15 protein-coding genes and 1 pseudogene are annotated in these 17,579 nt (G+C 58.6%); 3 read left to right on the top strand and 13 right to left on the bottom strand.

Features of this window, described 5'->3' with window-relative positions:
* Nucleotides 1-131: 131 nt before the first annotated feature.
* The 11 genes from ehuA to G6L97_RS22800 form a co-directional block, all read right to left on the bottom strand.
* The gene (gene ehuA, locus G6L97_RS22750) at nt 132-911 is read right to left on the bottom strand and encodes an ectoine/hydroxyectoine ABC transporter ATP-binding protein EhuA (RefSeq protein WP_174003846.1); all 780 of its coding nucleotides are present in this window, start codon (nt 909-911) and stop codon (nt 132-134) included.
* Nucleotides 908-1,600 (bottom strand): ectoine/hydroxyectoine ABC transporter permease subunit EhuD, encoded by a 693-nt coding sequence (ehuD, locus tag G6L97_RS22755; protein ID WP_004431448.1) that lies wholly within the window; start codon nt 1,598-1,600, stop codon nt 908-910. The genes ehuA and ehuD overlap by 4 nt, the downstream gene beginning before the upstream one ends.
* A 12-nt stretch (nt 1,601-1,612) precedes the next feature.
* Nucleotides 1,613-2,278: an ectoine/hydroxyectoine ABC transporter permease subunit EhuC gene (gene ehuC, locus G6L97_RS22760; protein ID WP_019566767.1), complete on the bottom strand. Its 666-nt coding sequence runs from the start codon at nt 2,276-2,278 to the stop codon at nt 1,613-1,615.
* Between the two features lie 60 nt (nt 2,279-2,338).
* Complete coding sequence (gene ehuB, locus G6L97_RS22765; protein ID WP_004431450.1) at nt 2,339-3,190, bottom strand: ectoine/hydroxyectoine ABC transporter substrate-binding protein EhuB; 852 nt, start codon at nt 3,188-3,190, stop codon at nt 2,339-2,341.
* 60 nt (nt 3,191-3,250) lie between these two features.
* On the bottom strand, nt 3,251-4,264 hold the full coding sequence (doeB, locus tag G6L97_RS22770; RefSeq protein WP_111783913.1) for a N(2)-acetyl-L-2,4-diaminobutanoate deacetylase DoeB: 1,014 nt from the start codon (nt 4,262-4,264) through the stop codon (nt 3,251-3,253).
* A 3-nt stretch (nt 4,265-4,267) separates the two neighbouring features.
* Entirely contained in the window at nt 4,268-5,446 is a 1,179-nt protein-coding gene (doeA, locus tag G6L97_RS22775) for an ectoine hydrolase DoeA (RefSeq protein ID WP_035200473.1), read from the bottom strand.
* Complete coding sequence (gene eutC, locus G6L97_RS22780; protein WP_174003847.1) at nt 5,443-6,456, bottom strand: ectoine utilization protein EutC; 1,014 nt, start codon at nt 6,454-6,456, stop codon at nt 5,443-5,445. Before eutC ends, doeA begins: the two co-directional genes overlap by 4 nt.
* The gene (gene eutB / locus G6L97_RS22785) at nt 6,453-7,472 is read right to left on the bottom strand and encodes a hydroxyectoine utilization dehydratase EutB (RefSeq protein WP_174003849.1); all 1,020 of its coding nucleotides are present in this window, start codon (nt 7,470-7,472) and stop codon (nt 6,453-6,455) included. The genes eutC and eutB overlap by 4 nt, the downstream gene beginning before the upstream one ends.
* A 68-nt stretch (nt 7,473-7,540) precedes the next feature.
* Nucleotides 7,541-8,989 (bottom strand): MocR-like ectoine utilization transcription factor EhuR, encoded by a 1,449-nt coding sequence (gene ehuR, locus G6L97_RS22790; protein ID WP_174003851.1) that lies wholly within the window; start codon nt 8,987-8,989, stop codon nt 7,541-7,543.
* 159 nt (nt 8,990-9,148) lie between these two features.
* The gene (locus G6L97_RS22795; RefSeq protein WP_013761006.1) at nt 9,149-10,552 is read right to left on the bottom strand and encodes an aspartate aminotransferase family protein; all 1,404 of its coding nucleotides are present in this window, start codon (nt 10,550-10,552) and stop codon (nt 9,149-9,151) included.
* A 14-nt stretch (nt 10,553-10,566) separates the two neighbouring features.
* Nucleotides 10,567-12,045 (bottom strand): NAD-dependent succinate-semialdehyde dehydrogenase, encoded by a 1,479-nt coding sequence (locus G6L97_RS22800; RefSeq protein ID WP_025594823.1) that lies wholly within the window; start codon nt 12,043-12,045, stop codon nt 10,567-10,569.
* A gap of 120 nt (nt 12,046-12,165) precedes the next feature.
* Here G6L97_RS22800 and G6L97_RS22805 point away from each other — a divergent pair, with 120 nt between their 5' ends.
* The 3 genes and pseudogenes from G6L97_RS22805 to G6L97_RS22815 all read left to right on the top strand — a co-directional run bounded on the left by G6L97_RS22805 (nt 12,166) and on the right by G6L97_RS22815 (nt 15,221).
* Complete coding sequence (locus tag G6L97_RS22805; protein ID WP_019566776.1) at nt 12,166-12,633, top strand: Lrp/AsnC family transcriptional regulator; 468 nt, start codon at nt 12,166-12,168, stop codon at nt 12,631-12,633.
* Nucleotides 12,634-12,938: 305 nt separating this feature from the next.
* Nucleotides 12,939-13,512 (top strand): annotated as a pseudogene (locus tag G6L97_RS22810) (SRPBCC domain-containing protein); the annotation flags it as partial.
* 572 nt (nt 13,513-14,084) lie between these two features.
* A complete protein-coding gene (locus tag G6L97_RS22815) occupies nt 14,085-15,221 on the top strand; it encodes a polysaccharide biosynthesis/export family protein (protein ID WP_174003853.1) in 1,137 nt (378 codons plus the stop codon).
* Between the two features lie 11 nt (nt 15,222-15,232).
* Here G6L97_RS22815 and G6L97_RS22820 read toward each other — a convergent pair whose 3' ends face one another.
* Nucleotides 15,233-16,120, bottom strand: coding sequence for a protein kinase domain-containing protein (locus G6L97_RS22820; protein WP_026331016.1), 888 nt, complete (start codon nt 16,118-16,120; stop codon nt 15,233-15,235).
* Nucleotides 16,110-17,522: a type VI secretion system-associated protein TagF gene (gene tagF, locus G6L97_RS22825; RefSeq protein WP_025594822.1), complete on the bottom strand. Its 1,413-nt coding sequence runs from the start codon at nt 17,520-17,522 to the stop codon at nt 16,110-16,112. Before tagF ends, G6L97_RS22820 begins: the two co-directional genes overlap by 11 nt.
* Nucleotides 17,523-17,579 lie beyond the last annotated feature (57 nt).

The raw sequence follows: 17,579 nt of genomic DNA on the forward strand, positions 1-17,579 counted from the left end.
TTTGCTCAGCCGCCTCGGAGAACTGCTTCAGGTCGCCTTCGGTCTGACCACCCTATTCAGCATCATCGAGCACGTCTGCCACCTCGTCGTCGCTGTGGTCATGGCTGTTTCCTGGTCGTGTGAGAGTGCGGTTACCGCAGAACGGATGACAGGAACTCGCGGGTCCGATCTTCCTTTGGTGCGCCGAAGATTTCTTCTGGCGTTCCTTGCTCACAAATACGCCCTTTGTCGAAGAAGCAGACCCGGTCCGACACTTCCCGAGCGAAACGCATCTCGTGGGTAACAAGTAACATGGTCAAATCGTGCTCGTGGGCCAGGCCACGGATGACGGAAAGCACTTCGCCGACCAGCTGGGGGTCTAGGGCGGAGGTTGGTTCGTCAAAAAGCAGGACACGCGGGCGCATGGCAAGAGAGCGGGCAATGGCGACACGCTGCTGCTGGCCGCCAGAAAGCTGCACTGGATAGTGATCCTTCTTGTCGGCCAGGCCGACCATCTTCAGGAGTTCGATTGCCCGTGTTTCTGCCTCCGGCCGGGCAATGCCCAGTACACACACCGGCGCCTCCACGATGTTGCGCAGCACCGTCATATGAGGGAAGAGGTTGAAGCTCTGAAAAACCATGCCGACGTGGTTACGGATCTGGCGCAGGTGTTTTTCCGAGGCTTGGAAGGGGCCTTTGCCGCCGGCCTGATGGTAGGAAATGTCCGCCAGCGTCAGCTTTCCCTCCTGGAACGGTTCCAGCGTCATGAGAATGCGCAGAACCGTCGACTTACCGGAGCCGGAAGGACCGATAAGAGTGACTTTTTCACCTTTTGCCACGCTGAAATTGAACTGGTCGAGGACCGTCAAAATGCCGAACCGCTTTGTGACATCGGAAAATTCGATCAGCGGTTGATTGGTATTGTTTGTCATCGCAAGGGTATTCCTGCTTTTGGAAGCGCCCTTTGCAGGCGGCTGAGGCCTGCTGAGCAGATTATGGTCAGAAGAAGGAAGATCAGGCCGACAAGCGTCAGCGGCACCAGATATTCGAAGGTGCGCTCGCCGATCATGTTTGCCAGCCCCATCATCTCTAGAACCGTGACGACGGAAAGCACCGGCGTTTCCTTGATCATGGCGACAAGATAGTTGCCCATGGCCGGAACTATGCGCGGGATCGCCTGCGGGATGATGATATCCCGATACGTCTGCATGCGCGTCAGATTAAGCGCAGTCGCGGCTTCCCACTGGCCATGATGCACCGCCTCCATGCCGCCGCGATAGACCTCAGACGTATAGGCGGCATATTGAAGGCCCAGCGCCAGCGCGCCGGTGAGAAACGCCGGCAGAACGATGCCGAATTCCGGAAGAACGTAATAGAGGAAGAAAAGCTGCACCAGAAGCGGAGTGTCGCGAAGGAATTCGACAACAACTGCGGTCGGCCAGGAAATCAATTTCACCCGACTGCGGCGCAGCAGCGCAAAAACCAGCCCCAGAATAAGCGCGATGGCAAAGCCGGCGGCGGCTGCTTTCAGCGTTACCGTCAGGCCGATCAAAATGATGGGCAGGATCGAGGTCGTGTAGGTGATCCAGGTGGTCGTGTCCCATTCGTAACCATACATCATGACTGAATATCCTTACGAATGGCGAGTGCGCGGAAAGACATTGCCGCGCCGCACGACATGTTCGATCACCCGGATGATGGCCATCAGGATCAGCGACATCGCGAAATAACAGAGGAGTGTGATCGAATAGATGCTGGTGCTATCCAGCGTCAGGTTGCGGATCGACTGTGCCGCGAAGGTGAGGTCGGCAATCGAGATCAGCGATACGAGTGAGGAAAGCTTTAGCGTTTCGATGGCTAGATTGCCGAAGGACGGCATCATCTCGACGATCGCCTGCGGCAAGGAAATGCGAAACAGCGTCTGCATCCGCGTGAAGTTCAACGCTCGTGCGGCTTCCAGCTGCTGCACCGAAACGGAAGATAACGCGCCGCGAACGATCTCGGCGCCATAACCACCCGCATGGGCGGCGAGCACCATGACGCCGGTGGTGACGGGATCGAAACTCAGACCGACGAGCGGCAGCGCGTAATAGAACCAGAAAAGCTGGACCAGCAGCGAGGTGCCGCGAAACACCTCCGTGTAGCACAACGCGACAGTCGAGAGGATTGGTCCACCCTCGACGCGAAGAATGCCGAAGAAAAAGGCGAGTACCGTGCCGACAACAAGGGCTGCGAGCGTAATCGTCATGGTGACGACGGCGCCTTGCCACAACATCGGCAGGTAGGCGGTCATGTCCATCTGGAGTGTTCCCGAGTTCATGGTAATCGGCGCCCGGTAATGCCCGGGCGCCGGCTGGCGTCATTTTCCGGCGCAGAGATCGGCGACCTTCTTTTCGGCCGCTGCCGCGATACTCTGTTCGGAGAGGCCGTATTTTGCGAGGATTTTCTTGTAGTCGTCGGTCTTGCGGAATTCGACGAGCGCGGCGTTGAAGGCGTCACGCAATTCTTTGTCCTCCGGCCGGAAAGCGAAACCGCCGTAGTTGCGCACAGGCGCATCCTTCACGACAGGATCAACGAAGGGCTTCACCTGCTCGACATTGGCCTGGCCCTTGGCCAGTTCTGACACTGTCAGTTCCGTGGCGGCATAGGCATCGGCGCGGCTCTGGACAGTGGGGATGGCATCTGCATTGGCCGGGATGAAGACGATCTGATCTTCCTTGACGCCGACGGCGCGCAGGAAGTCTACATTGTTGGCGCCAGATACGACGGCGACCTTCAATGCAGGATCCTTGGCAATATCGGCATAGGTGGTCAGCTTTTTAGGATTTCCTTTCTTCACCAGCAGGCCTTCGCCATAGGACGAGTTCGGTTCGGTGAAGGCCACCTGCTTGCAGCGCTCGGGCGAAATGTTCTGTTCGGCGGCTGCGAAGTCGAAGCGACGCGCCTTCAGCCCGGGGATCAGCGTGCCGAATGGGGTCACCGTCCAGTTGACCTCCTCGATGCCCATCGATTTCAGAACTGCATTTGCGACATCGGGGCCGATGCCGGCAGAGGTGCCGTCGGGCTGCATGTATGAATAGGGCACTTCATTGGCAGTCGCTGCGCGAATGTAGCCTTGCTTCTTCACCTCCTCGAGGGTGAGTGCGCTGACCGCTGTCACGCTAATGGAAAGAGCAAGGGCGGAAAGCCCGGCGAGTTTTGTCATATTCATGTTCTAACTCCTCTGGTTGGGTTGCGTGGTCCGTTTTCGGATCTCACTTCATTCTTCGGACTAGGTATTCTCCGTGACCGTGGCGATGACGGAAAGGCAGTCGCCGGCCTTGATGAGGCCGGGAACGTGGCGCGCTGCGAGCACGCCACTGATAGAGGCGCGGTATTCGACCGGCGCAAGACCGGTTTTTCCAACAGGGTAGACCCTGGCGATGGTTTCACCTGCCGTGACCGTGTCTCCGAGATCGCGGACGAAGACGACGAGCCCGTCATCTTCGGCAAAGGTGAAGCAATCGTTGGAGGGCATATCCAGCCAGCGGCTCGGCGTCGGCACCGCGGCGCCGGTCAGGATGCCTGCATGGCGCAGCAGGTTGATGGTACCTTTGCGGGCGATGTCGATCGTTTTTGCACTGGCCGTGCCCGCGCCGCCAAGCTCGGTGGTGACAAAGACCTTTCCCAGTTCCTCGGCCGTCGTGTCCAGCATCCCGACGGCGTCAATCTCCAGCATCTTCATCGAATAGGGGGCAGCAAAAGCTGCCACCGCCTCAAAGCACCGGGCTTCCTGTATCTTGTCGGGTAATTCGTGAGCGGCAGCGTAAGGCAGGAAATCAAGCGTCCTGCCGCCTGAATGAAAATCAAGAACGATATCCGCAAGCGGTAACAGATGGCGGGTCACGTAATCGGCGATCTTCTCCGTCACGGAACCGTCCGGACGACCGGGAAAGCTGCGATTGAGGTTCCCGCGGTCGATCGGCGAGGTGCGTGTTCCCGCGCGAAAGGCCGGATAGTTGAGTGCTGGCACGATGATGATACGCCCGCTGACGTCATCTGGATCGAGTGTGTGGGCAAGTTCGAAAAGTGCGGCCGGCCCCTCATATTCGTCGCCGTGATTGGCGCCGGTCAAAAGGGCTGTCGGCCCCTCGCCGTTGGCGATCACGCAGATCGGGATCATTACCGACCCCCATGCACTGTCATCGCGGCTGTATGGTAGCCGCAGATGACCGTGCTGCACGCCTTTCCTGTCAAAATCGACCGACGACGTGATAGGTGAGGGGCGTAGCGCGGTGCTTAACATCTCTCAGCCTTTCACGAACAGTTGCCGCGGCACATTGGAGAGGCATTCGACACCCGTTTCGGTAATGGCGATACTCTCGGTGATTTCGAGCCCCATGTCGTCCAACCACAAACCGGTCATGAAATGGAACGTCATACCGGGCTTCAGCTCCGTGCGGTCGCCGGGGCGCAGGCTCATGGTGCGCTCGCCCCAGTCCGGCGGATAAGAGAGGCCGATGGGATAACCGGTTCGGTTGTCCTTGATGATCCCGTATTTTTTTAGCACCGCGAAAAACCCATTGGCGATATCTTCGCAGGTATTGCCGGGTTTGGCAGCCGCAAGACCGGCCTCCATGCCCTCAAGCGTGGCCTTCTCCGCATCAAGGAACGCCTTCGTCGGCTTGCCGAGAAAGACAGTGCGAGAGAGCGGGCAATGATAACGGCGATAAGCGCCGGCGATTTCAAAGAAAGTGCCTTCGCCCAAGCGCATCGGCTTGTCGTCCCATGTCAGATGCGGCGCAGAAGCATCGGCACCCGACGGGAGCAACGGTACGATCGCGGGATAATCCCCGCCGAATTCTGCGGTGCCACGAATGCCGGCATCGTAGATCTCGGCGACGAGATCGCATTTGCGCATGCCCGGCTCGACTACGTCAACGATACGTTTGTGCATCAGCTCGACGATCTTGCCGGCCTTGCGCATATAGTCGAGTTCGGTCGGGCTTTTGACCGCGCGCTGCCAGTTTACAAGACCGGCGGCATCCTTGAAGCGGGCGTTCGGCAGATGTTTCCGCAAGGATGCAAAGGCAGCAGCCGAGAAATAATAATTGTCCATCTCGACGCCGATCGACAGGCCTGACCAGCCCCGGTCATCGACGATCTTCGACAACAGATCCATCGGATGCCGTTCGGTCGATTGAACGTAGTGGTCAGGATAACCGATGATGTTGTCCTGGGCGAGGTAGGCGGTGCGCTTGGCGCCATTGGCATCCTGCTTGCGGCCATACCAGATCGGCTCGCCTTGCGGCGGCACCAGCACGCATTGGTGGACATAGAAGGACCAGCCGTCATAGCCCGTCAGCCAATGCATGTTGGATGGGTCGGTGACGACAAGCAGGTCGATGCCTGCCTTTTCCATGGCGTCGCGGGTTTTGGACAGGCGCGCGGCATACTCCTCGCGCGTAAAGTTCAGCGTTACGCTCACGCTGCGTCTCCCATTTTCACACTGTTTTCGATGATTTGGCCGCTGCCGGCGTCTTTTGCGCGGGTAAAGGCGAGATTGGCGATGGCGGTGTCCTGCACTCCGGTGCCGGTCAGATCGGCAAAGGTGATGTCGTCCCTCGATACGCGACCGCGTGCCTTGCCAGCGATGACAGCACCGAGCTCGGTGAATTCCTGATCCTGCGTTACAGGCCCCGCGGCGATAGCGTGGTGCAATTCACCGAGAATTCGGGTCTGCGAAAGCCGGTCTGCGATATAGCGCGCCCTGGAAAATACGGCCGGATCGATCTCGTTCTTGTGTTCGGCATCCGATCCCATGGCCGTCAGATGCTGGCCTTCTTCAAGCCAGCCGGCAAACAGGATCGGCTTTTCGGCTGGCGTCGTGGTCACGACGATGTCGGCGCCCCGGAGAGCGGTTTGCGGATCGGCCGCGGCGATGACCTCGATACCGTGTTGGCGGGTCAGATCGCCTGCGAGCACCTCGGCCTTTTGATGGTCACGAGCCCAGATGCGTGCGGATTGAATGGGTCGCACCAGTTTCAGCGCATCGAACTGCAGACGGGCTTGCATGCCCGCTCCGAAAATTGCTGCGACGGAAGCATCTTTACGGGCGAGATGCCGTGCTGCGACCGCCCCGGCTGCGGCGGTACGCACATCTGTGAGGTAGCCGTTATCGAGAAGAAGGGCCTCCACCAGTCCGGTCCTTGCGCTGAAGAGGATCATCAGCCCGTTGAGGCTCGGCAGACCGAGTTTGGGATTGTCGAAGAAGCCGGGGCTGACCTTGATGGCGAAACCGTCGAAACCCGGCACATAAGCCGTCTTTACATCCACCTCGCCACGAAACTCTGGTATATCGAGCCGCAAGATCGGCGGCATGGCGACCGCTTCGGTTGCGAGTGCTGCAAAGGCCTGCTCCACGCAGTCGACTGCTGAGAGGTCGAGCTTCACGACAGCGCGCAGATCTTTTTCGGTTAGGATGTTGATTTGGCTCATGCGGCAGGCCCTTCGATGATCGTCTTGTGAACCGCCGGATCGATATTTCCACCCGACACGATGATCGCGGTTGGGCCGGTGATGTCCACCTTGCCGAAGAGGATCGCCGCAAAACCGACTGCGCCGGCACCCTCGACCGTCAGACCTTCTTCATGCGTCGCATGGCGGATGCCGGCTGCGATCTCTTCCTCGGATACCAGCACGATCTCATCGAGAAGAGATTGGCAGAGCGCAAATGTGATGCGGTTTTTCAATCCAATCCCCCCTCCCAGCGAATCCGCCAGCGTTTCTTCTTCCTGGATGGGGACGGGCCGCCCGGCAGTGACTGACGCATGCATGGCCGCGCCCCGCTGCATGGAAACGCCGATGACACGTGCCTCCGGCTTCAGCGCCTTCACCGCAACGGCGATACCGCCCGCAAGGCCACCGCCCGATAGAGGAACGAGAATTGTCGCCAGTTCAGGCATGTCTTCGACGACCTCGAGCCCGATAGTGCCCTGGCCAGCCACGACGTCGGCGTGATCGAAAGGCGGGATAGCGGTCAAGCCTCTGCTTTTGGTCAGGCGCTCCACTTCCTCCTGCGCATCATCCTGTGATCTGCCGACAATCCGGATTTCCGCGCCGAGCGCGCGGATCGCCTCCACCTTGTTTGCCGGCACCAGCGCCGACATGCAGATTGTGGCGGGAATGCCGAGTTTGTCTGCGGCATAGGCCACGGCCCGGCCATGATTGCCCGTCGAGGCGGTGACGAGGCCACGCTGGCACGTCGTATCGTCTAGCGAGAGAATGGCGTTCATCGCGCCGCGCAATTTGAAGGCGCCGATGGGCTGAAGGGTTTCAAGTTTGAGATGAACGGGATGACCACAGCGCTCAGAGAGAAAGTCCGAGCGAACCAGCGGTGTGCGCTCCACCTGTCCCGTAAGCCGCGCCGCCGCTCGCTTTATTGCGGCCAGTGAGACTGGAAGCAAGTTGTCGGCGGCGGATATGGACAGGTTTTCGCTCTTCATGATTGTCATGTTGAGAGCGAAATAAAATCATGTCAATTATTATATTGTAATGATTCAATGATTTTCGGATGGCAGCCTCAGCCGATTGACCCGATATCGTAGACCGGCGGCAGTTGCTCGAATGTCTGCCGCACGGTGGTCAAAGCCCTGGCGAGGCTTGCATGATTGAGGCGGCCGCCGAGGCATATGCGAATGCCGCCGCCATGGCTAGGACCGGCAATAAATGGTTCTGACGGGGTTACCGCGACGTTCTGGTTCGTGAGCGCGCGCACCAGGCCGTCCTCCGTCCAGCGCTGCGGAACCTTCAGCCAGGCGCAGAGGGAGAGGGGGTGGGTCGACCCTATATGGTGGCCCAGTATGTCCATGGCGATTTTCTGCCGCGCACGGGCCTCGGTGCGCTGGACATCCAGCAGCAGCCGTGCCATTCCGTTTTCGACCCAACGGGTAGCGATCTCGGCCGTGAGATATGTCCCGCTCCAGCTCGACACACGCAGGATGGAGGCGGCGCGGATGGAATAGGCGGGTGGCACGACGAGATAACCGACGCGCAGCCCTGTCAACACTGTCTTGGTGAAGCTGGTGACGAAGAAGCCCAGATCAGGCAGCATTTCGGTGATGGATGGCAGATCATCCTCGATCATCGGACGGTAGACCTCGTCCTCGATGACAAAAATGCCGTACCGCTCGGCAATTGCGGCGATGGCCTGCCTTCGCGCTACGCCCGACACATGCCCGGTCGGGTTGTTAAGCGTGGGAATGAGCACCAGAGCGCGGACACCTCCGGCTGCGCAGGCGGCCTCCAGCGCTTCGGGCAAAATGCCTTCTTCGTCGGTGGGTAAGCCCTTTAGGCTGAAGCCGAGAATATTAGACAGGCCGATAATGCCGTGGTCGGTCAGGTTTTCACAGAGCACCACGTCGTTAGAGCGGATAATGCAGCTCAGAGCGAGAAAAATGCCGTGCGCCGCGCCATTGGTGACAAGAATGCGTTCCGGGCCGGCTGTCACGCCCATCATGCCAAGCCATGTTCTGGCCGTTTCGCGATGGCTCTCGAGCCCCGCGACCGGCCGGCAGGGGCGCATGAAGCCAGAATTGTCACCATCGGCCATCTCGCGAAGAATGGCGCGCGAGGCATTTTCATGGTCATCGAGGTAAACGCCGCGGATGATGGATAGATCGAGCACCTCGGTTGGGCTGTGATCAAGCATCATACGACCTGCCCGCTCCGTCACCCGCGTCTTCACGAAGGTTCCGCGGCCAATTTCGCCGCTGAGATAACCAAGCCGCTCCGCCTCCTTGTAGGAAAGGCTGACCGTCTGGACAGAAAGGCCGAGTTCGCGGGCCAGATCGCGGTGTGTCGGCATGCGGTCCATCGGCTTCAGAACGCCAGCGTCGATATCAGCTATGATGCGTTCCGTCAGTGCGGAATGTTTCGTTTCGCCTTTCTGCTTGGCTAGCGTCGGTCGCCATGCCACCGGTCTCATTGGGGAAACTGGATCTGGGCTGGGTGAATTGGCTTGACGACGCATGAAATTGTCTCGTTTTCGACGAAGGTAATTTCATGACATTATGCATGCTTCTATGAAAAGATGAAGCCTTATGCAGCGTAGACAGCAACTGCGCTGCAAAGAGGCGCAGTTGCTGTCGAAATGAGCAGCATTTGCGACGTTGAAAACTGAAGCTGCCGATCAGATTTTCTCGCCGGCCTGGACCAGATCATCCATGACACTGCGGACAGCGGCTTCAGCAATGGCGATGATCTCGTCGACTTCCTCCCGGGTCGTAACGAGCGGCGGTGCAAAGCCCAGAATATCGCCATGCGGCATGGCGCGTGCTATGAGACCGCCGTTGCGCGCTGCCTTGGAAACGCGTGCACCCACCGTGAGTTGAGGGGCAAAACGCGTCTTTTTTTCCCGGTCCGCCACGAATTCGATAGCGCCCATCAGTCCCACGCCGCGCACCTCGCCGACGATCGGAAGCTGGGCGAACTTCGCCTTCAGTTGTTCCTGGAAATAGCTGCCAACGGCTCGTGCATTGCCTGGCAGGTCTTCCTTTTCGACGATGTCGAGCACGGCGTTTGCAGCCGCCGCTCCGATAGGATGGCCGGAATAGGTGTAGCCGTGGGAGAAGGCGCCGACGCGATCCGCGCCTTCTTCCATCACCTTGTAGACTTTCTCCCCGACGATAGCGCCGGAAAGCGGGAAATAGGCCGAGGTCAGGCCTTTAGCGACGGTGATCAGATCCGGCTCAATGCCATAATGCTGTGAACCAAACATCGAACCCGTGCGGCCGAAGCCGGTAATAACCTCATCGGCAATCAACAGGATATCGTATTTTTTGAGAACCTCCTGAATGGCCGGCCAATAACCTTCCGGCGGCGGTGTGATACCGCCCGTTCCGAGCACCGGCTCGGCGATGAATGCACCAATCGTGTCCGGTCCTTCGCGCAGAATAAGCGCGTCCAGCTCTTCCGCGCGCCGCCTCGAAAATTCCAGCTCCGTCTCACCGGCTTCTGCGCCCCAATAGTGATGCGGAACGCCTGTATGCAGGATGCCGGCCCGTGGAAGGTCCATATGGTCGTGATAAAAACTCATGCCGGTCATTGAGCCGGAAACCACGGTGCAGCCGTGATATCCCCGTTCGCGGGAGATGATTTTCTTCTTTTGCGGCTTGCCGCGCAGATTGTTGTAATACCAAACGAGCTTGGCCTGTGTCTCGTTGGCGTCTGACCCTGACATGCCGTAGAAGACCTTGCTCATTTTGCCTGGTGCCATTCTGACGAGGCGATCGGAAAGGATGGCCAGCTCATCCGTCGTGTGGGCGGCATAGGAATGATAATAGGCAAGGCGGTAGGCCTGGCGTGAAATCGCCTCAGCCACCTCGGTACGTCCATAACCGACATTAACGCAATAAAGACCGGCGAAACCGTCGATCAACTGCTTGCCGTGCGCGTCCTGAATGCGGATGCCCTTGCCGGTTTCGACAATGGTGGGCTCGCCGAGTTTGCCGCTGGCAAAATCCTTGAGCTGCGTGAAAGGGTGCAAAACGGCGTTTCGATCCATTTCCGCAATATTCTTGACGTCGATTGTCATAGGCGAGTTCCTTTTCACGCAGCTAAGTTGCCGAAGCAGACATATTTGGGTTCGAGATATTCCATGAGACCATGACGCGAGCCCTCACGACCAAGGCCGGACTGTTTCCAGCCGCCGAAGGGAACGGGCGCGCCGGTAAATTTCGGCGTGTTGACGGCTACCATGCCATATTCCAGTTGATGCGTCAGACGCATCGCCCGGCCGAGATCGTTGGTGTAGAGATAGGCCGCAAGCCCCATCTCCGTCGAGTTGGCGCGTCGCACGACCTCCCGCTCGTCATCGAATGGCAAGATCGCGGCCACAGGACCGAAGGTCTCCTCCCGCGCGATCAGCATGTCGTCCGTGACATCGGCCAGCACGGTCGGGGTGACAAAATTGCCGCCGAGCGGACTGTCCTGCCCGCCGCAGATGAGCTGTGCACCGGCAGAGAGGGCCTGCGCGATTTGCTTGCGGCACTTTTCAGCGACGGAGGGGCGTGTCATCGGCCCTATATCGATGCCAGCCTCGAAACCGTGGCCGACCTTGAGTTCGGCACTTGCCTTGCCGAACTGACTGACGAAGCGGTCATAAATACCTCGCTGGACGTAAATCCGGTTGGCAGCGAGGCAGTCCTGCCCCGATGTTGCGAATTTCGCCCCGATGCAACCTTTTACGGCTTTGGAGACATCGGCGTCGTCGAACAGGATGAAGGGCGCGTGACCTCCAAGTTCCAGCGAGGCCTTCTTGATGGTCGCCGCCGATTGCGCCAGCAAAATACGACCGATTTCAGTCGAGCCGGTAAAGGAAAATGCGCGCACATCGGTGTGTTGCAACAGGCGATGCGCAAGTGGTGCGGCGTGACCAGTGATGACCTGGAATACGCCGGCGGGCATTTCAGCTTCCTCAGCGAGCTTTGCCAAAGCGAGCGCCGAGAGGGGTGTTTCAGGCGCCGGTTTGACGATCATTGTGCAGCCAGCGGCAAGCGCTGCGCCCGCTTTGCGGGTGATCATAGCAGAGGGAAAGTTCCACGGCGTGATGGCCACGGTGACGCCTAGCGGCTGCATCTGGACCGAGACACGGCTGTCGGGCAAATGGCTCGGTATCGTCTCGCCGTAGGCGCGCTCGCCTTCGCCGGCAAACCAATCAAGGAAATTGGCAGCGTAAGCAATTTCACCAAGCGATTCCGAGAGTGGTTTGCCCTGTTCGGCCGTCATTATGACGGCGAGATCATGCGCGTTGTTGCGCATCAACTTGCCCCATTCGCGCAAGATCTGCCCGCGTTCGGTTGGAAGTTTGTCGCGCCAATCTGGAAAGGCATTTTTCGCGGTACTGACGGCATCATCCGCATCCTCAAGCGAACATGCCGCCACACCGATGAGATCTTCTCCGGTCGCCGGATCAATGACACTGAGCGTTTCATCGCGAGCAGCCCAACTGCCATGGAGAAAAGCGCGTCGCTCGATCAAATCGGGCCGCCGCAGGTTTTTTAATGCAGTGCTTGCAATACTTCTCATATGGAGCTCCCGGTAGATTTACAGGGAGACTAATCAAGCGCATTGAGCGGTTGACTGCGTTAATTATATCGTTCAAGCCGGAATTTCGCTTATTTTAGGTTCCGTACGCAGGATTTGTGCATGAATACTCTCGATAGAGCGGACAAGGCGTTGCTTGAGGCCGTTCAAAAAAACAATCGCCTTACGTCGGAAGAGCTGGCGCAACTCGTCAATCTTTCACCGACCGCATGCCAGCGGCGCCTCAAACGTCTGCGCGAAGATGGCGTCATCGAAGCGGATGTCGCCATCGTGTCGCCGAAGGCCGTTGGGCGCGGCATTACCATGATCGTGCTCGTTTCACTGGAGCGCGAACGCGCCGATATTGTCGATCGCTTCAAGGCGGCCATCCGCGCGACCCGGGAAGTGATGATCGGATATTATGTGACGGGAGATGCCGACTTCATTCTGGTCATCACCGCCAAGGACATGGAGGACTATGAGGCCTTTACCCGGCGGTTCTTTTACGAAAACCACGATATCAAGGGCTTCAAGACCATGGTCGTCATGGACCGGGTAAAGGCCGGATTTTCCTTTCCGATCGAGGTTTGACGACTTGCGGTTCACAGATCTCGCCACTAGACGTCCGGGGTGGTTGAAAAGGCTGATGAGTGTTTCCTGAGACCTCTCTACCCATCCAGACCTCGCAGTTAACCCTTCGCCGTTTTGAGCCTACGGATTTCGACGCCTATGCCACGTATCACAGGCGCGGCGACGTCTATCGTTTCCTGTACGCCTCGCGGAAAAATTGACCCTGGTTGGGGCAGGTTAACACGCTGATCAATTTGCCGTTTCTTCGGCGTGGCGGGGGTCAGCCTCTCGCGCCATGGAGGGGTCAAATCCCACGCTGAAACACATTTCAGGCTGTTAAAGAGCGTAGCCGCTTGACCGTAACGGAGCGGCTTTCCTCGCTGGCGGAGGATATGCGCGATGGCTATCAACAAGGTTTCAGTGCCGGTCTCAGCAATCTGGCCAGCGTGGCCGGGCGAACCATGGTGCTGGAGCGAACGATGAAGGTGCCGCGAAACATCGTCTGGAAAGGCTGGATGAACAAAGAGGCGCTGCCACAATGGCGGGGTCCTGACGGCTTTTCCCGCCGCATGAAGAGCATTGACCGGCGGACCGGCGGCGCATGGGTCTTTGACATGATCGGCCCTGGCGGAACAGTCTTTCCGAACCATCATCGTTATGTCGAGGTCCGGTCCGAAGAGAGGATCGCCTATACGCTGCTATGGGGCGAAAACGGGCCACAACATGCCGATGCGTGGGCCTGAAGATCAGGATGGCACGACGAAAGTTGTGCTGGGCATGGTGTTCAGCACGGAAGCCGAGTTCCAGCGAGCGAAGGGTTTCGGTGCCGTGGAACTGGGTCAGCAAACGCTGGCCAGGCTGGAGCGCTTTGACTCCTCTGCAGCGATCCTATCGCCTTGAAAAAGTTGTTCCGCGCTGTACACAGCAACTGGACCCGTTTGAGCCGCGCCAGGGAAGCTCGATAAAATCATCAGAACCAGTGCGGGGTGGCGGAGATCGTGGGAAAGCCACACGAACGCCAAAACAAGCGGCTGCAATTAGAGGCGAGTTCCTTGATAAGGAAACGGCTTCCATCGGCTCAACGGGTTTTTGTCAACTGTGTATAGGGGAGCAAGTTTGCTGCGGCAGACAGTCTTTTTCTGTCGGTGATGGCATTCCAACGATGTAAACAGGAAACAAGTGCTCGGGATCGTTTTGAGGGCGGGCTGATTTCGGCGCTGCGGGATTGTTGAAAGCCTTGGCTCCTGCATGCGGTTTGGAGAAGCCAATTGCCGCCACCGGAGTCGTTGTCCTGCTTATTTCTCATCGGTGCATTCTAGGAGTTTGCTTCGGCCGGATCCAAAAAGGTTGCGGAATGGTCACACCCTTTCTTTCGACAGAAGGTTTTCCATAAATTGCAACCGCTAAAGTTGTTGCGATGACGTGTCGGGATGATATCTCTGCGTCAGGTTGAATCATTGAGGGGACGAGGGATGAAAAAGTTGGGGGCGATTTTGCTGATGGCTCTTCTGAGCGCATGTGCAAAGCCATCTGACGGACCGACCGCAGGCAATATCCGGTCTGCGACTTTACCGCGAACCAACGAGAAAATCCCCGTCATCGAGCTGGCTAACGCATCGGCAGCCACGGTTTCCGCCGCAAGCACACAGAACGCCTCCGGGCCCGGCCTTACCGCGCTTCGCAACACCGGTTACAACTCCCAGAGATTGCGGCGCGGCGACGTTATCGACATTACCGTGCTGGATACGGGAGAAGACGGACTTTTCTCCCCGACACAGAGCAAGACGCTTAATCTCGGCCGCTTTACAGTGGATCAGAGCGGCGCGGTGAATATTCCATTTGTTGGCAAACAGAGAGTTGTTGATTCCACACCGGAAGGGCTGCAATCGCAGGTCGTTGCCGGCCTCAAGGGGTCGGCCGTGAATCCGCAGGCCGTCGTTACTGTCGTTGATAAGCCGACGAGCGCCGTCATGCTCAGCGGCGCGGTGAAAAATCCCGGAAAGATCGTGCTCACCGCCCGGCAGGAGCGGGTGCTCGATGCGCTCAATCAAGCAGGTGGCCCTACTGTCGCTGCGGGCGCGGCCACGGTCACCGTCGTTCGCGGCTCGCAAAGGGCCAGCGTGCCTCTTGACCGCGTCATGCGAGAAGACCGTCAGAACATCCGCCTGTCACCGGATGATCAGATCATGATCGATGGCGACGCGGCGAGCTACACCGCACTCGGTGCCTTCAAGAGTGCCGGTGAATTCCAGTTTGAAGCCGGAAAGCTGACCCTTGCGCAGGCCGTCGGCCGCGCCGGTGGCTTGCTGGATGACCGCGCAGACGCGCGCAATGTCTATGTCTTCCGCAATGAGATTGTTCAGGTTCCAGCCGCAAGGATACCGGGCGCGAAAGGCCCGGTCGCGACGGCCACGACCATGCGGCCTGTGATATATCACGTCAACATGCGCGACGCTTCCAGCATCGCACTCATGCAGCTCTTCCAGATGCAGAAGGGCGATGTGCTCTATGCCAGCAACGCGCCGCTGGTGGATTCGGCCAAGCTGCTGACCGTGTTCCAGAAGAGTGTGCCGACTGCGGCGGCGCCGCTTCCCGGCGGCGGCAACTGACCAATGAGGCGTTACAGAAGCTGTAAAGCTTCCATTGCCGATTGTGGGCGCAAAGCGGGATCATAATGGCAACAGGCGTCCGCAAGATCTGCGAGGCATTGCGGTGATTGTGCCTTATCCGTCTCGATTAGCCGCCTGGCGAGCCTTCCCACGGCATATATATCCTGATCCGGCTTTGCAGGTGCGCCTTGCATTTGTTCCGGCGGCGAAAATTCAGTTGAGGCAGCAAAGCGCAGGCCCTGTCCGGCGTGTTTACGACCAATCTGCAGGGCGATGCCGAAGTCGCCCAGTCTTGCCGTTTCGAACTTACCATCCGACAGCAGAATATTGGCGGGCGTGACGTCGCAGTGCACATATCCAAATGCATGCACTGCACTCAGCGCTTGCAGCACGCGGCGAAGGATCACGATCGCCTCCGAGGCGGCAATCGGTTGCGCAGATATGATCGATGCCAGTGAGTGCGCAAACCACGGCTGCAACAGACCCGGCCGACCATCGGGTAACCGCAAAAGGGCGGACGTTTCCACAAGGCAGGGATGGCGCAGCGCGAGCCCGATCTCGGCCTCGTCCCATAAACGGTGCAGCAAAACGGTGTCGTCCCTGCGGGCAGGTGGCGCGGTTTTAAGCGCGTGCAGCGAGCCGAGATCGCGGTGGCGCAATTGGAGCAAAAGTGTCGTCTCGCTCTGGTAAGCTGTGAAATTCACGGCAAAGCTGTCCGCAATCCAGTCCGGTTTTTCGCCAGAAATATCTGGTAATTTTCGATCCAGCGCATTTCGGATCTGGTCGATCAGGTCTTGCTGCTCCTGATAGCTTCTTTGCCGCGTGCCCTCATGGCGGATGCTTCGCCAAAGGTCGGAAAAGCGTGCGGCTACCTCCGGATAGGCAAGTTCATTGTTCACGCCGGTTTCCAATCACAATAGCGCTTATATTCTCGCGGGCGTTTTCGATGAGAGCTTCCTGGACCAGGGCATTGGCGCAATCCTTGACCGGGGTGTTGAAGACGATCTCGGCGATGGCGCGGTCCCGGAGGATCTGCACCAGCGGGTAACTGCACAGCAGGACCCTGTCCTGCAAACCCCACTCCTCGAAAACGATGTCCGGCCGGAACTGCTGGGAAAGCCCGACACATTGCGAGAGTTGCTTTTTCATGCCGACAACGACGTGATCGCGCGAAAGCTGGTGCATGGTGCCGTTTTTCAGGAGATAGGCGCGCGCATCACCAGACCACAGGACGCTCAGCCTGCGCGAGATGATCGAAGCTATGACGACGCTGGCCATCGGCCTGACATCGGCACCGGTCGTCTGGCGGGAGAGGAGCAGGCTGTTGATGGTGCCAAGCCTTCCCCTGATCTGTTGCGCCATCATCTCCGGGTTTTCGGCATCTGGCGTTTCCGCAAGAATATTCGTGGCGAGACGGGCGGCCTCTGCAGCGCTGTGCGAATCACCTTGGCCATCCGCTATGGCGAAGAGGGAAGGTGTCTGGGAAACGAAAAGAGCGTCCGCATTCAGGGAAAGCCGCGTTCCAGGGTGTGTGGCATAGCTGTAGGTCACAGATGACGGCTGTTCCGCTGCCGGCGCAGGCGCTGGCGCCACGGGCGGCATTTGCTGTTTTGTTTCCTCCGGCGCCGTTGCTGGAATTGGCGCTGGCGTTGAACGGTCCTCGCCGCCTTTGCCCGGCATGTCGCTAAAGAGGCGCACGAAATCGGAGGCTTTGGGTTTGCCGTCAAATTTGAGGCCGCGGGCACGACGGCTGACCGGGTCGATATACCACCAGAGGCTCGTCGGCATACGGCCGCGCACCATTTCCGGCACATCCTCCTCTTCCCGCGATTTTGGCAGACGTAGTTTTTTGATCGAAGTAATAAACCGGGAGATGTCGAAATCGCGGGTCATCGATGTCTCCGCCAGCGCCTCCGCGGCCATGAACCAGGTGTCGTCGAGATAGAGGCTTCGTGGATGTTCGCGGAAGCCATTGAGCTGCGCGATGATGGCGAGCGGATATTTGCGTCCCACCCGGTCCGCACTCGGCACCAGTACACCGACATAGGCGCAGTTTCCCCATATGCCGCGCTCAATGATGAAGCGTATGGGTGGCGACGAAGAGAATATTTCGGGCCATCGGCCCGTAAACATATCCGCACCGGCGTACATGCCGGATCGCATCCAGCCGTCAAAGGTACCGATCAATTCCCGCTCGAGCCCATCGGAGATGAAATCGCCATGACTTGGGACCTTGCCGAAGAAACCGATGCGATCGCTTTCCGTCGCTGTTTGCGTGGACCTTGATGCCTGATCGGCCATCAGTTGCGATGACCCGCTGTCTTTATCGTGCCTGCCTTCATTCTAATCCCCTCCTTT

This window comes from Agrobacterium tumefaciens (assembly GCF_013318015.2).
Lineage (GTDB): Bacteria > Pseudomonadota > Alphaproteobacteria > Rhizobiales > Rhizobiaceae > Agrobacterium > Agrobacterium tumefaciens.

Coding starts and splice junctions, on each gene's coding strand:
- G6L97_RS22815 (WP_174003853.1), top strand. CDS start 14,085: ATGAAAAAGTTGGGGGCGATTTTGCTGATGGCTCTTCTGAGCGCATGT.
- G6L97_RS22800 (WP_025594823.1), bottom strand. CDS start 12,045: ATGAGAAGTATTGCAAGCACTGCATTAAAAAACCTGCGGCGGCCCGAT.
- ehuD (WP_004431448.1), bottom strand. CDS start 1,600: ATGATGTATGGTTACGAATGGGACACGACCACCTGGATCACCTACACG.
- tagF (WP_025594822.1), bottom strand. CDS start 17,522: ATGGCCGATCAGGCATCAAGGTCCACGCAAACAGCGACGGAAAGCGAT.
- ehuA (WP_174003846.1), bottom strand. CDS start 911: ATGACAAACAATACCAATCAACCGCTGATCGAATTTTCCGATGTCACA.
- ehuC (WP_019566767.1), bottom strand. CDS start 2,278: ATGGACATGACCGCCTACCTGCCGATGTTGTGGCAAGGCGCCGTCGTC.
- eutC (WP_174003847.1), bottom strand. CDS start 6,456: ATGAGCCAAATCAACATCCTAACCGAAAAAGATCTGCGCGCTGTCGTG.
- eutB (WP_174003849.1), bottom strand. CDS start 7,472: ATGACAATCATGAAGAGCGAAAACCTGTCCATATCCGCCGCCGACAAC.
- ehuR (WP_174003851.1), bottom strand. CDS start 8,989: ATGCGTCGTCAAGCCAATTCACCCAGCCCAGATCCAGTTTCCCCAATG.
- doeB (WP_111783913.1), bottom strand. CDS start 4,264: ATGTTAAGCACCGCGCTACGCCCCTCACCTATCACGTCGTCGGTCGAT.
- ehuB (WP_004431450.1), bottom strand. CDS start 3,190: ATGAATATGACAAAACTCGCCGGGCTTTCCGCCCTTGCTCTTTCCATT.
- G6L97_RS22805 (WP_019566776.1), top strand. CDS start 12,166: ATGAATACTCTCGATAGAGCGGACAAGGCGTTGCTTGAGGCCGTTCAA.
- G6L97_RS22795 (WP_013761006.1), bottom strand. CDS start 10,552: ATGACAATCGACGTCAAGAATATTGCGGAAATGGATCGAAACGCCGTT.